General features: G+C 39.7%; 10 protein-coding genes. 3 read left to right on the forward strand and 7 right to left on the reverse strand.

The window, feature by feature from the left end; genetic code table 11:
* Window positions 1-51: 51 nt before the first annotated feature.
* From GGR21_RS03890 to GGR21_RS03920, 7 genes are all read right to left on the reverse strand, one after another.
* Window positions 52-1,812, reverse strand: a complete 1,761-nt coding sequence (locus tag GGR21_RS03890; RefSeq protein ID WP_246347979.1) for a DUF4091 domain-containing protein — start codon at window positions 1,810-1,812, stop codon at window positions 52-54.
* A 302-nt stretch (window positions 1,813-2,114) separates the two neighbouring features.
* Window positions 2,115-4,118, reverse strand: coding sequence for a hypothetical protein (locus tag GGR21_RS03895; protein ID WP_183305857.1), 2,004 nt, complete (start codon window positions 4,116-4,118; stop codon window positions 2,115-2,117).
* A 357-nt stretch (window positions 4,119-4,475) separates the two neighbouring features.
* A complete protein-coding gene (locus tag GGR21_RS03900) occupies window positions 4,476-5,216 on the reverse strand; it encodes a NigD1/NigD2 family lipoprotein (RefSeq protein ID WP_183305858.1) in 741 nt (246 codons plus the stop codon).
* Window positions 5,217-5,380: 164 nt separating this feature from the next.
* Window positions 5,381-6,397 (reverse strand): Gfo/Idh/MocA family protein, encoded by a 1,017-nt coding sequence (locus GGR21_RS03905; RefSeq protein WP_183305859.1) that lies wholly within the window; start codon window positions 6,395-6,397, stop codon window positions 5,381-5,383.
* A gap of 47 nt (window positions 6,398-6,444) precedes the next feature.
* Window positions 6,445-7,203: a 6-phosphogluconolactonase gene (locus GGR21_RS03910; RefSeq protein WP_183305860.1), complete on the reverse strand. Its 759-nt coding sequence runs from the start codon at window positions 7,201-7,203 to the stop codon at window positions 6,445-6,447.
* A 7-nt stretch (window positions 7,204-7,210) separates the two neighbouring features.
* A complete protein-coding gene (gene nagA, locus GGR21_RS03915; protein WP_183305861.1) occupies window positions 7,211-8,401 on the reverse strand; it encodes an N-acetylglucosamine-6-phosphate deacetylase in 1,191 nt (396 codons plus the stop codon).
* Between the two features lie 248 nt (window positions 8,402-8,649).
* Window positions 8,650-9,843 (reverse strand): XylR family transcriptional regulator, encoded by a 1,194-nt coding sequence (locus GGR21_RS03920; RefSeq protein ID WP_183305862.1) that lies wholly within the window; start codon window positions 9,841-9,843, stop codon window positions 8,650-8,652.
* Window positions 9,844-10,402: 559 nt separating this feature from the next.
* Between GGR21_RS03920 and GGR21_RS03925 the strand changes: the two genes are divergently transcribed.
* From GGR21_RS03925 to GGR21_RS03935, 3 genes are all read left to right on the forward strand, one after another.
* Window positions 10,403-11,743: a Gfo/Idh/MocA family protein gene (locus GGR21_RS03925; protein WP_183305863.1), complete on the forward strand. Its 1,341-nt coding sequence runs from the start codon at window positions 10,403-10,405 to the stop codon at window positions 11,741-11,743.
* Window positions 11,744-11,794: 51 nt separating this feature from the next.
* Entirely contained in the window at window positions 11,795-13,123 is a 1,329-nt protein-coding gene (locus GGR21_RS03930; protein WP_183305864.1) for a sugar MFS transporter, read from the forward strand.
* Between the two features lie 167 nt (window positions 13,124-13,290).
* Window positions 13,291-14,631, forward strand: a complete 1,341-nt coding sequence (locus GGR21_RS03935) for a putative oxidoreductase C-terminal domain-containing protein (protein ID WP_246347980.1) — start codon at window positions 13,291-13,293, stop codon at window positions 14,629-14,631.
* Window positions 14,632-14,641 lie beyond the last annotated feature (10 nt).

Genomic DNA, 14,641 nt, shown 5'->3' on the forward strand with positions numbered 1-14,641 from the left:
GCAGTATAAAATAGAACGATTAAATCTATCTACTGATTCGCATTAATACTATTACTCTGACAACTTATTTAATACATTTTTCGCCCGGTTTATCATATCGACATACGAATCTCCCGGTGTGATCGTATTAAATTTAGCGACCTCATCATCAAGGGTTTTTAGCTTTTCAGGATTATCCTTAAATTCGTTACGAAGTATACGGATCTTTTCTGCGTCCTGTATACCTTCCACTAAACGCTCGAAGCGCATCGAACTGCGAGCCTCGGGATAGACAATATATGTATCTCCGGCAGGCCAGGTCACAAAACGGGAATCAGTTAAAGGGTTCTCAACCCACGAATTATATGCCCAGCGAAGCATGCCGTCATATCCGGCAGCCATACAATACCATCCTGCATAAACAGCCTCAGGTAGTTGCGAGCAGGTAAACATATTCGGGAACTTATCCGAACAGCAGACATAATATGTTGTTATCAGTCCTTTTTCTTTACGAAATTGAATATCTGCACTGTCAACCTTAGCATCGGCTGCCACACTCATATCTTTTATATAAGGATATTGTTTGTAACTTTTATGATTATCAGCTAGTGAGATCCCAAAATCCGGAGCTATCTTATGCAACACATCCATAGCCGCCTTCATTTCTTTAGGTCCGCGTTCGTCCATCGCTACATTCGTTATGGTTAACCAGCCTTTATTTTCCAGATGTTTTTTGAAATCGGCAAAGAAAGGAGTCCATATTTCTTCAAAGACCTTAGTACCGGGAATTACTTCCACATCGATCATTTCCCCGCTGGCGGCGTCTTTATAATGAATACCACTTTTCCACGGAATAACCGAGTAGCAGTTAATCATTTTAGTGACCCCCAAATCCATCATAAACTGAATCCATCTGTCAAAGACTGTATAATCGTAAACCCATGTGCCATCAGCGTTTTTCGTCCACAGTATCATGTCTTCATATTTATCGTATGTCTGCACCCAAGGATCTTTATTCAGAGTAGCTGTAATTACTTTCTGCCCTGCATCAGCCAGCATTTTATATAGTGGTTTCATTGCTTCGAAATGTGCATCGCTCCACAATTCCAGATTTTGAGCACGGGCTACAGCTGCCGGGTGTTGCCATAGATCCAGATGGTATTGCCATTCGAAAGGTGGGGGAAGGATTCTATCCTGTACTTTCAATTCTACCTCAAATTCCTGTGTTTTCTGATCACGGGCGGTAATGGTCAGTTTACTTTTATATGTTCCCGCAACCGCCGATTCCGGAACATTTACTGTAAGCCATACAGGGCGTACTGTTTTTTCAGGAATATCGAAACAGGCAAGGTTATCGAGCATATCGGGGACTAACGATGCCGGAAAATCTTCCGGTTTACGGTACCCGCAACCCGGCTCAAATATATCGGTCATCACATAGCGGACAAAACGCGCCTCAGCTATGTTTGCAGGAAGCTTACCTGACGATGAGGTGAAGTCTGTAAACTCACATTCGACTTGTTTTATGTCTTCTGCCGTCCATAATAATAATTGTCCCGATAATTTTTCAGCCTTCCATCCGGTCAGGGTTACAGATTTGTTAATACTGATTTCCGGGGCTACCGACCTCGGGTATTTTACATCGACGCTTACAAGTGAGGCTTGTAGTCCGGTAGTAACTTTACTCCAATCAGATAAAGTATCGGAGGTGGGGTCGCCCATTTCCTCAAAAGTGATGCACTCTTTCGGTGCTTTTCCTGTATTGCATCCTATTAAAATCAACAAGAACAATAGACAAAAATAATTAATTATCAACACTATACGTTTATTCATATTATTATAGTTTATATATTCTCCAATGGTTATTAGTTAACAAAAAAGTTACAATCAACGATCGCCGAAGCGAAGGCGAGGCAAATGTTACACTTTTGCAGTATTTTCAACCAAAACCTGACACTCCTGACAGATTTTCTCGCAAAGACGCTAAGTCGCAAAGTATAATTCTCCTTAATTGGCTCCGCCGATACTTCGAAACAACGTTCGGCGTTAGCCAACTCATAACTCATAATTCATAACTTATAATTCCTTTCTTACATAGATAAATATCCCCAATATTCATAACGCCCATTTACTCCTCACGGTAACTGAACATTAATAGTCTCCCCCTCTTTGATCATTTTATTCAAAATGTCTTTTCCATTTCCTGTAATTTTCACATTCAGACGATCTTTATTTCTGGATATTTCAATACTGAAATCGCTATCAAAAGCCTTTATTCTCTTTAAATTCATATATTCCCAGCCTTCCGGAAGCCGTGGTGTCAGAGAAAAAGACTTTAAGCCTGTAGGGCGGATTCCAAACATACCTTCAGTAATAATCCGTCCATACAATCCACTCTCTGCCGAAAGATGACGCTGACTACCTTCCGGCCACGCTTCTATCGCATAAGGGACATGATCGCCAAGCAATCGTTTCTGTGAATATTTTTCCAGATATTCCAACCCTTTTCCGGTTTCACCACAGGCAAATACACCCCTGAGGGCATAAAGAGTGGAACGATCCCAGAAGGTGCTTGTGCCGGCTTGTGTCAACAGTCCGTTTTCGGTCCATAACCGTGGCGAAAAAAGCGCAGCTATTGTGGCATCTTTACGGTCATATATCCCTACTGTCAGCGGAATACATATCCATGAACGCAATATATCATTTCCTTTATAATATTGGTATGTATCAAATCCTTCCACATTGGCACCAAAGTATTTTTCAATATTTTCCTGAAGTGCTTTTGCCTGCTTTCTATAAGTAGCCAGAACTGCTCCGGACTTTTTTAGTTCTTTACCTAAATAGGCCGCAGAAATCAAAGCATCGTAGTACAGCGAAGATGTACACAGATTAGCATCACCCGATGGAAAACGGTTTTCCAGTTCATCCGAATCAGAAGCAACGACTCCTTCCGCATTAAGATTCCTGTTGCAATATTCCAGACACCATTCGATAAGCGGCCATAACTCCCCGGCCTCTTCCATATTTCCCCGTGCCAAGGCATACAGGGTAGCGCCATAAGCAATCATTGCCGCGTCACCCCTGTCTCCCGCACCATTCCACATACTTCCCCCTTCTGAAATAATAGAGCTCGGTATAGGCTTATACTCTGGATTCATAAAACGGGCAAAATGCTTAAATGAGTTCAACGCAGATTGATTACCTTTTTCATAACCTAAATAAGGGAAAAACGGATTGATATATTCAGCCTGGTCATTCGCCCAGATTGCAGCATAATAAGATTCACCTCCAGGCCCGTGCATCAATCCTCCTTTTGTTGAGTAGATACTTTCTGCTCCCCGTATTTTGGAAAATGCAAACATCGTATTAATTATCTTATCAGGTGTTTCCAGAACCAGGTCGCTCCATAGCTTCTTTGTTAATGCCTGTCGTGCTTCCAGTTCAGCATCGATATCAAACTTAATTTCCGGTTCTTTGCTTTTATAACCTGTAAAAAAAGCACTGAAAGAGATTTCCTCCCCGGGCTTTAAAGTCTTTGCCTCTGCACCCTGAATAGATGAGATCAGTCTGTAACTACCTTCAGTACCATCCACCGGATTTGTTTGGATAACTGATTCCGAAGATGGAATCTCCACTTTTAAGTCTGTTTTTCCGATATTTTTCAATATATATTTTTCACAAAAGGCCGGTTTATCTGTAGACGGGAATAAATAACGTGTCAATTCCAATTTTCCGTTTTTCGGTAATTCTATATTACTTTTAACGGTCATAATGCCTTTCAGGTTGACCTGTTCCACCTTTTCATTCGTTACCGATCTCCCATTTACAGTTATCATTTCCATTATATTCCATCCCAAACGACGCATCAGACTGGCATGCGTATTGTTAGGAACCGTCCGCAGCATCGGCCACACCATTCCCCGCTCACAGAAGAAGGAGCTATCTGCCCTGACACCATACCGTAAAACAGTAGATACTTTCAGTCCACTCATTTCAATATGATCGGAATGAGGAATCTGTCCGTCAATTTTCCAAACGATACTGCCATCAGATTCAATGCTCCACCTGTCTTTTGCATTCAGGCTCATTGTGAAAGATAAGAGTACTACTCCAAGAATAATGTAAATGCAATTTTTCATAAATGAGATTATAATTTAGGTTATATTTATTCATCGAACAAAAAATACTGTGCGCCATCGATACCAGTAATTTATCATTGGAGACAAAAGACAGACAGCGGTTATTTCTATTGGGCAATTATTATTCAATCTCCAAAAATAATGAAGGCAATTCAGTTTTCCAATCCTTTAATAAATATTCACACAATTTGTTGTACTAAGAAATATGTTATTCTCAGACTTGGTTTTTCGAACAGCGCAATGAATAGCTATATTTATAGTATCATTGAAAATGTTGTCTGCACTGAATTTCTCAAGTACTGAAAACAAAAAGAGACGATCCTGTGGATCGTCTCTTTTTGTCTATGTATTAAAAATCTATTTCATATTTATCACACTTCTCTCCGTTGCAACCGCTGATTTTCCCGGAGTAGCCTTACGTGTGCAGTAATCAAATTCAGTAGATTTCTCCCCACTGAATGATTTCCATTTCAACTTCAGCTTTACCGTCTCACCTTCTGTATCCGGCAGACTACCCAAATTGAATGCAACCAAACCATCTGCCTCAGATCCATAAATATCACCGTAAGCATTATGTCTGAATTCTACTTCATAAGGAGTATCCGGATCGGTACTTGCCAACAGATTTACATAATGAGGTTTGCCTGAGTTTCCATATATAGTCCTAAAACGAAGAGTCAGATAGCCATCTTCTGCAATTGTCACCCAGTCATTAACAATCTCCACTGGATCTGTCCCATATACGTCATCGTTATCCGAACCCAGATCCGGGGCGATTTGTTTTGTAAGAATACTATCTATCCAGTTAATATAGACAGCCTTATCATATTCTCCACTCGGCTTGTCTACTTCACTAAAGTTAACCAGTGCCCTTACTTCTTTATCTCCAAAAGGAGACGATGTCACATTCGTAGGTAATAATGTTGTATTGTCATCAAGTTGCAGGAAGAAAGAGTCTCCTCCATCCGACTTTACAGTTACAAGCGCATTCGGATACCTAAGTTCCCAATCATTATCATCATCATCCAAACAGGATTGAAAGGCCATAGCAATGCCTATAATCCCTACAATCATTAAAAAAAATTTCAAAGTTCTCATCATTTTATTGTCGCTAATTGTTTGTTGTCTACATAATATGACAAATAAGGCGTCCAAAAAGCTGCAATAGGGTATGATAAAATATATTAATAAAGTTAAACGACAATATATAAAATCCGTATCGAGAGATATTATAATGTTTGTAGTGAATGTATTACCTGCTATTAATCTTTCAGGTCCCTAAGTATACGTTCAGCATCCAGTTTTCCTTTTTCCAGAATAGCTTCCATTGATACAGGCGCTCCATTCTGGCGTTTGCTTTCATTAGATGCTTCCATGAAAGTAAATATTTCGATTGTTTCGTCCGGATCGACAGGAACTTCTTTTGACCTGAAGAATTTGAGTATCTGATCCAGGAGTGGTTTATATCCATTATAGCCTCCGGCCTGTACTACCTTGCTGCTACAGAATACACTGCCGCCGAAATAGTTATGGCCTGTGCGGATAGCCCGGAATGTTCCGATCCTTCCGTCAGTCCAGATGCCTGTAACCACACTGTAATCTTTGGTAGTGGAACGACTGACCTGCGTACAGCCTTTACCCATCACTGTATAAAGAGTTTCTACCCCATGAATTCCATACCATGTAAAATCGGCATGGCTAGGCTCATAAGCATCGGGAGAATAACAATCGGCTCCCAATACTTTACCATGATCCCCATTGCGTATCTCCTGATTTATAGGAGAATAACGAAGTACAGAAGAAGAAAATACAGGCACGTTATATTTCTTCGCCAACTTGAATATTGCAATAGTTTCAGCCAACGTTGCAGCAACCGGTTTATCTATAAATACCGGCTTGCCTGCCTTGAAAACTTCAATTGCCTGCTCCAGATGCATATTACCGTCATTTGTTTCTAAAAACACACAATCCACTTGTTTAAGCATTTCCGCTATCGAAGTTGTTATTTTTACTCCGTGTTTTTTAGCTTCTTCTATATAACCCGGAATACGTTTGTAGCTGCTTTCTATTGTCTTTGACCCGTAAGGATATGCTGCTACAATTTTAAATCCTTTATACTGCTCATGTTCTGGAGCACTCTCATCATTCAACAATTTGATGAAAGCCGGAGAATGGGAGGTATCCAGTCCAATTATTCCTAATTTGATAACTTCCTGAGAGTATAAAGACACTGATATAAGTGAGAAGAGAAGTGCTATAATGATATTTTTTGTTTTCATATTATGAATAGATTTATAGGTTTTCGTTTTCTGTTGATTCTACATTTCTAATAATTCAAAAGAGCCGAACTATCCCTATCCAGATAGAGGACGGCGTTGTCTTTTGTTCGTAAAGCCGATGCCGGGCATACTTCGGATATTTTTCCGTTTATTGTATTAAATACCGCCTGCGCTTTCGTCCTAAACGGCACAATACAGAACAGATACTGGGCGAGTAGTAATGTCGGAATCGTAAGAGTAAGCGCCTCAGTAGGCACATCGTCTAATTTATCGAAACATTTATCATTAACCTGTTGTTGCCTGCACATTTCATCCAACACCACGACTTTTACCATCTCTTCATCATCGAACCGTGCCACATGAGGATCATTGAATGCGATATGTCCATTCTCTCCTATTCCCAAACATACAATGTTCGGCGGGTATTTTTTCAACAGATCGGCATAGCGTTTACATTCTTCATCTATCGGTTTGTTCCCGTCAAGGTAGTAAATTTTCCGGAAAGGCAGCAAGCCGAAGATTTCTTTTTTCAGGAAATTGCCAAACCTTTGTGGTGCATCTTCACTCAGATTTATGTATTCATCAAGATGAAAAGCATTTATACGAGACCAGTCAATTTCCTTATGCGAGGTAAGTTCCTTTAAAAACTCAGACTGGGAAGGAGCCGCCGCAAAGATCATATTTATATATTCTTTCTCTTTGAGAAGCTCCTTTATCTGATCCGACACATCCCGCGCAGCATTTACAGACATCTCTTTAGTCGTAGTATATATTTTTACCGTAAGTTTATCCTTTTTTAAAATCATAGCATTGTTAATTTTTTGTATAAATAATTCTACCATTCACTATCGTTGTCTGAACTGAAATTTCTGAATCGAATATGATAATATCTGCGTCTTTTCCTACCTCCAATGAGCCCTTATTCTTATCTACACCAAGAATACGGGCCGGATTCTGAGTAATCATTTTCACAGCATCATGCAAAGGAACTTCCGCTATTTGCGTCATTGTTCGCACCAGACGGTCAGCCGTAGCCACACTACCTGCAAACGCCGAGCGATCCGGCAGTTTTGCGACACCATCTTCTACTATGACTTTCTGCCCTTTATCGTTGCTTCCCAAGATGTATTCACCATCCGGCATACCCGCTCCCCTCATTGAATCCGTACATAAAGCAATCGTGTGAGGTGCCTTGAATTTGCATACATATTGTAAAAGTGATTTCGGCAAATGAATACCGTCTGCTATGATCTCAACAGTCATATCATCGATCATATAAGCGGCCTCGATAGATCCCGCATAGCGGTAAGCATTGCGACGGGTAATGGACGACATACAGGAATATAAATGTGTGACGTGTGTGAAGCCATGTTTGTATGCTTCGACAACTTCTTCATACAGGGCATCGGTATGCCCTAAAGAAGCTAATATACCTTTAGACCGCAACAGATCGCCTAACTCCAATGCGCCATCCAGCTCTGGAGCCATACTCCAACGGATAATATGTTTTCCGCCTATAGCCAGTATTTCGTTATATTCCTCAGGTTCAGGGTTACGCAGATACTTAGGGTCTTGCGCTCCTCGCTGACTGTATGCGAAATAAGGGCCTTCGAGATGTAGTCCTAAGAGCCCTGCTCCATCGGTATTTAACTCTTTTGCCTGCTCGTATACGGAGAATGTTTTCAACAATTCCCCGGTTGTACTTGTCAAAGTCGTAGGCACAAGGCTTGTAGTACCGTATTTTGCATGAGTTATGGCTGCTCCCAGATAGGCTTCGACTGTATTATCCATAAAATCATAACCTCCGGCACCATGCGTATGCATATCAATAAAACCCGGAGATACATAATTTCCTTTCGCATCGATTACGACATCGGATTCATTATACTCCCCGAAAGCCCCCTCCCCTATTTGAGAAATAGTACTCCCGGCCAGAATAATAAAGCCCTCGTTCAGTATCCTGTCAGACAGGATAAGAGTCGCATTTTTTATTATTGTTCTCATTCAAATTTCAGTTATAAGGTATCAGTCAGAACATCGATCTAGTAATTGTTCAAAATTAATCTTTTAAATTTTCAGAATAAGGAATGTAATGCGAATGACTGTTGTCATAAGACGTCAAAATTTCATTTTTGAGGAAAATACATTACAATAAGGTTAACCGCGTGTGTTTGCTTTTGTTTATACTGATAAGGATGTGTCTTCTTTTCTCCACATTATTATATGGAAGGATATAATTATCACTGAAATTTTTAAAGTTTTTCTGGAATATCTGTTAATAATCCGGACGATTCCTCTTTTTTATACAGTTTCCTGTACTCAGCCGGAGATATGGACTTATATTTACGGAATATGCGTGACACATTTTTATAATCGTCAAATCCGGCCTGGATAGCGGCATCGGGTAGATGCAAATCTGTGGTAAGCAGTAATTTTATAAAATGATTGATCCTGTGATCCAATACACATTGATATATAGAAGTCCCAATCAGGTCTTTAAACTTTTTCTCAAGCACTCTTCTTGACAGGGGCACCAGGTCAACCAGGTCATTGACAGATATTTTATTATTGTAATTATTATTTATATAATCCAGTATAAATCTGATATGAGGATCCGAAACGGCATACTTATCAGTCGATGAACGGTTCTCTATATACAAAGGTTTCACTACTATGTTAAAGGCCTCATCTATTTCATTCCTTATATATTGATCCAGTAATTTGGCAGCCTGGTATCCACCATTTTCTACATCGAGTACTATGGAGGATAATGTAGGCGTGGATAAATTACACAACAACGAATCATTATCACACCCTAAAATGGCTACTTCATCAGGTATAGATATATTGAATATATTACACGTTTCTGATATCTGCAATGCATAGTAATCGTCACAGGCAAAAAGGGCTGTAGGCTTAGGTAACGATTGTAACCATTTACCCGTATACTCGGTATTATACAGCCATTCCTTATTGTCAGGATTTTTATTTTCAAGTATTTTACATTCGTAACCAAGATTTTCAATTTTTTCCTTATATCCCAATCCTCTTTCCCTGGACCAGATTGCATTCTTATATCCGTAATATGCAAAATTCTTATATCCTTTTGCAATAAAAAAATCGGCGGCCATTACTCCTGTTTCATAATAATCCCCGGTAAGATTAGAAATATACTTATTTCTTTCACGGTAATTCTGTACAATAATAGGAATATCCAACTCCCTGAATAATTCAAGGTTCACATCCCGAAGTTGCGCGATAATAGCATTTGCTTTCCATTTTTTTGCAAAATTCACAACTCCTGTTTCTCCATACATCATCTGATAATACAAAGGCATACGCAAAAACGACCACGGCCCGACCTCTCTCGAATAACGGATAATACCTTCCAGCAAGCGACGACTGTATCCACTTGAAAAGTCAGTTAGAACAAGAATCTTTAGCATAGGTTTTTAGGATTTGTTGAAAATCTCAATTCGCATCTAAAATAATACGTATAGATTAAAAAGTATCAATTTTATTTTAAAAATAATCTAAATGATTATTAAATGCAGCAAATTTCCAGATTTTATTTATACATTTAGGTCAAAGCAAGTCTGATGGGTTAGCCACGGCACTTTAACCCCATCAAAACAAACAAATTGATTAAAAATATTTATAAAAATGATTTTTATGATACAGAATGAAAAATGTGATCATATACTATTTCTATTATTACAAAAATAATTAATTATTTCGAAATTGTATTCCAGAGAAAAACTTACTTAAACACTATTATATTTTCAGACTTATTGACTTCGGATTATTATATACCTTCGAAATCCGCATTAAATCTAACTTTATAATTATATATCTTAGAAAGATATTTCTTAAAGCGACAAATAGATGTTGACGTTTTTTGAGAATAGTAAGGCGTCATTTGAGTTTAGTTTTGTTTCAAATAAGAGTTTCTTTGTATTAGTAACATTATGTTAGATTAAATTTAATTACCATAAAAACATTATCATGAGTACACGACGTGATTTTTTAAAGAAAGCAGTTCTGGGAACTTCAGCTCTTTCATTCGGAGGAGTAATAAACGACATGAGTGCAAAAAGTTATTTCAATGTCAATGGTGCAAACGATAAAATAAGAGTTGCTGCCATAGGCGTCAATTCCCGTGGTGGAGCTTTAGCCGTAAATTTCGCAAAACAAAAAGGTTGCGAAATAACTTATATATGTGATGTGGACAGCCGTGCTATCGCAAAATGCTCGGAAGCCGTAGCAAAAGTACAGGGAAGTAATCCAAAAGGAGAAAAAGATATAAGAAAAGTCCTCGAATCGAAAGATGTGGATGCTGTTATAATCGCTACACCTGACCACTGGCACGCACCGGCTGCATTAATGGCCATGCAGGCTGGCAAAGATATTTATCTTGAAAAACCTTGCAGCTATTGCCCTGAAGAAGGTGAAATCCTTATTAATGGAGTAGCAAAATACAACCGTGTCCTGCAAATGGGTAACCAGAGACGCTCATGGCCGAATGTGCAGGAAGGGATTCAGGCCATAAAAGAAGGGATTATCGGCAATGTGCATTTCGGTAAAGCATGGTACACCAACAACCGCCCGTCGATAGGTATAGGTAAAGAGGTTGCCGTTCCTGAATGGCTCGATTGGGATCTTTGGCAAGGACCTGCTCCACGTACAGCATACAAAGACAATATCGTACACTATAACTGGCACTGGATGTGGAAATGGGGAACTGCCGAATCATTGAACAACGGAACACATATGGTCGACATATTACGTTGGGGAATGGAAACAGAATACCCTACAATGGTCAGTTCTGCAGGAGGCCGTTATTTCTTCAAGGACGATTGGGAAACACCGGATACGCAGGTCATAAATATGGAGTTCGGCAAAACCAAATCCATGACATGGGAAGGCCGCAGTTGTAATGGACGGACTATCGAAGGCAGTAGCGTAGGTTCTATGTTCTACGGAGATAAAGGTAGCATGCTGATTACAGGAAGCGACGGATACCGGATTTTCGATATGGATAATAAAGTTATAAAACAACAGTACAGCAAACTGGAAATTGATCCGCGCAACCTGATGAATCCGGCAGAGAGTCTGGATGCATTGCACATCAATAATTTCTTTGACGGTATAAGAAAAGGTGAGAAATTAAATTCCGATATCGTATCGGGACATAAGAGCACATTGCTTATGCAGCTCGGAAACATCTCTCAACGTGTTGGACGATCTCTTGATATAGATTCTGCCAATGGTCGTATAATAAAAGACAAAGACGCCCAGAAACACTGGAGCCGTACTTACCAAAAAGGATGGGAAATGAAACTGTAATATTTTACAGATGAACAAAGCAAACAAAAACAATTTTAAATCTGATGCCCCATGAAACCATTAGAAAATCAACCATTAAACAAACGTAATACCACGATTGCCATAATCATAGTAGGCGCTATGTTTTTCATTTTCGGTTTGGTTTCATGGGTCAATGCGATCCTGATACCATACTTCAAGATAGCATGTGAACTAACACATTTCGAATCTTACTTTGTCGCTTTCGCATTCTATATTGCGTACCTCTGTTTATCGATACCTTCGGCTTTTATACTGAATAAGGTGGGTTATAAACGGGGGATCATGTACGGTTTTATTTGTATGGCTATAGGAGCAGCGTTGTTTATACCTGCTGCCCTTACTCGGACATACGGAATATTCCTTGCGGGATTATTCGTTATCGGGGCAGGCCTCACAATACTCCAGTCTGCGGCAAACCCTTATATAACGATCGTAGGCCCCATCGAAAGTGCAGCCAAGAGGATCAGCCTGATGGGAATCTGTAATAAGTTTGCGGGAATTATCTCCCCACTTATCTTTGCCGCAGTAGTGCTGAAAGTAACAGACAGCAGTTTATTTACTTTACTGGAATCCGGAACACTGGACGAAGCATCTAAAAACATGATGCTCGACGACCTGATCCGGCGCGTAATAAAACCATACGCGATCTTATCTGTTGCTCTGCTTGCATTCGGAATATTTATACGTTATTCGGTACTTCCCGAGATCGATCCGGCGGAGAATAATAAGGAAGAAGAAAATTGCACTCATAAAAGGACTTCCATCTTTCAGTTTCCATACCTGATTCTAGGTGCATTCGCATTGTTCGTACATGTGGGAACACAGATAATAGCTATAGACACCATTATCAGTTATGCCGGTTCGATGGGCATGAACCTACTGGAAGCCAAAGCATTCCCCTCTTATACATTAACAGCGACAATAGTCGGATATGCAATAGGAATTGCACTGATACCAAAATATTTATCGCAGACAAGAGCTCTGCAGATATGCTGTTCTCTCGGATTGTTATTGTCCATAGCCGTTATCCTTGTCAGCAAAGAAGTGATAATATTAGGGCATGACAGCACTCTTTCCATCTGGTTCCTTTGTGCGCTGGGATTGCCCAATGCTTTGATCTACGCAGGTATCTGGCCGTTATCGATAAAAGGATTAGGGCGTTTCACTAAGATAGGCTCTTCTCTCCTAATCATGGGGCTGAGCGGAAATGCTATTATGCCGATAGTTTATGGATACTTCGCAGACATACAGGGCCTGCAGAATGCTTACTGGGTTCTATTACCTTGCTATATTTACCTGATATTCTTTGCCATAAAAGGGCATAAAATCCAGTCGTGGTCCTTCAAATCAAAGAGTTAGGGTCGCAGACCTATTTATAACTTTTGTCTGTGTAATAACAAAAATCAGCTATAGGTGGATATTATTGTATTAAATACTTTCTTTTACTTAAATATATCAGACTTATGAAATATGCTAAATATCTCTTTTGTCTTCTACCGGTTCTTATCTTTATAACAGCTTGTGATATGCAACCAAAACATGAGAAGTTCAATGGCTCTGAAGGTGAAGTACGTTTAATAACGGTAGCACCGGCGCATTTCCATGCAGCCTTGTTACAAAAGTCAATGCTCAGGCAGTTGAATTATAATGTGAACGTATATGCTACTGAAGGTCCCGAATTGGATAATTACCTCAATCTTATCAATTCGTTCAACACGAGAGAACATAACCCGACTTATTGGAATCCTAAGGTATACACAGGAAACGACTTTTTTGAAAAAATGCTTTCGGAGAAAAACGGGAATGTTGTCGTATTGGCAGGGAACAACAAGTTGAAAACAGATTATATTCTCCGTTCGGTAGGTGCAGGATTAAATGTTCTGGCCGATAAACCGATGGCAATAGATGAAGCATCGTTCGAGCAACTGAAGAATGCTTTTACCCTCTCGGCAAAAAACGATGTCCTTCTATACGATATTATGACCGAGCGTTACAACTTTATCAACATCTTAAGCAGAGTATTGATGCAGGATAAAGAACTTTTCGGAACGATAACCAAAGGCACACCCGAAAATCCTGCCGTGGAAATGGAAAGTGTACATCATTTTTACAAAATTGTATCGGGAAATCCTCTTACACGTCCGGCATGGTATTACGATGTGGAACAACAGGGCGAAGGCATTGTGGATGTGACCACACACCTGATAGATATTGTCAACTGGCAATGTTTTCCGGAAGTAGCGCTCGATTACAAAAAGGACGTAAAGGTTACAGATGCTAACCATTCGGCCACACCTATTACGCTCGAACAGTTCCGTTTATCGACAAAAGTGGAAGAATTTCCGGATTATTTACATAAATATGTCAAAGATTCCGTTCTATACGTATATGCGAACGGTAATATAAGTTATCAGGTGAAAGATGTCAACGTAGGTATAAAAGTAGTCTGGAATTATCAGGCTCCCAACGGGACAGGCGATACACACCGTACTGTGATAAACGGTACTAAAGCGACCTTGCTGGTGCTTCAGGGCGAGGAACAGGGATATAAATCGAAACTATATATAAAGAAAGGAGCAGATGCGACGGAAAGTGCATTCAGAGAGAATATTGAAAGAGCGATCAATGACCTGAAAAATATCTATCCTGTATCTCTTAAAGAAGCATACGATAGCATGCTGGAGATAGAAATATCACCAAGTATGGATGACGGACATGAAGCCCATTTCTCCAAGGTTGCCGAAAAATATTTCAACTTCCTTATTACCCGTGAAATGCCTGAATGGGAAGTACCTAATATGCTGGTAAAATATTATATAACCACCACAGCATTGGAAATGGCCAGAAAAAAACAACCTGCTTTTTAAGCGGTTACTA

The organism is Dysgonomonas hofstadii, assembly GCF_014196915.1.
GTDB classification, from domain to species: Bacteria; Bacteroidota; Bacteroidia; order Bacteroidales; family Dysgonomonadaceae; genus Dysgonomonas; species Dysgonomonas hofstadii.

Excerpts from the sequence above, each read along its gene's own strand:
- GGR21_RS03890 (WP_246347979.1), bottom strand. The coding sequence starts at position 1,812 with ATGAATAAACGTATAGTGTTGATAATTAATTATTTTTGTCTATTGTTC.
- GGR21_RS03895 (WP_183305857.1), bottom strand. The coding sequence starts at position 4,118 with ATGAAAAATTGCATTTACATTATTCTTGGAGTAGTACTCTTATCTTTC.
- GGR21_RS03900 (WP_183305858.1), bottom strand. The coding sequence starts at position 5,216 with ATGAGAACTTTGAAATTTTTTTTAATGATTGTAGGGATTATAGGCATT.
- GGR21_RS03905 (WP_183305859.1), bottom strand. The coding sequence starts at position 6,397 with ATGAAAACAAAAAATATCATTATAGCACTTCTCTTCTCACTTATATCA.
- GGR21_RS03910 (WP_183305860.1), bottom strand. The coding sequence starts at position 7,203 with ATGATTTTAAAAAAGGATAAACTTACGGTAAAAATATATACTACGACT.
- nagA (WP_183305861.1), bottom strand. The coding sequence starts at position 8,401 with ATGAGAACAATAATAAAAAATGCGACTCTTATCCTGTCTGACAGGATA.
- GGR21_RS03920 (WP_183305862.1), bottom strand. The coding sequence starts at position 9,843 with ATGCTAAAGATTCTTGTTCTAACTGACTTTTCAAGTGGATACAGTCGT.
- GGR21_RS03925 (WP_183305863.1), top strand. The coding sequence starts at position 10,403 with ATGAGTACACGACGTGATTTTTTAAAGAAAGCAGTTCTGGGAACTTCA.
- GGR21_RS03930 (WP_183305864.1), top strand. The coding sequence starts at position 11,795 with ATGAAACCATTAGAAAATCAACCATTAAACAAACGTAATACCACGATT.
- GGR21_RS03935 (WP_246347980.1), top strand. The coding sequence starts at position 13,291 with ATGCAACCAAAACATGAGAAGTTCAATGGCTCTGAAGGTGAAGTACGT.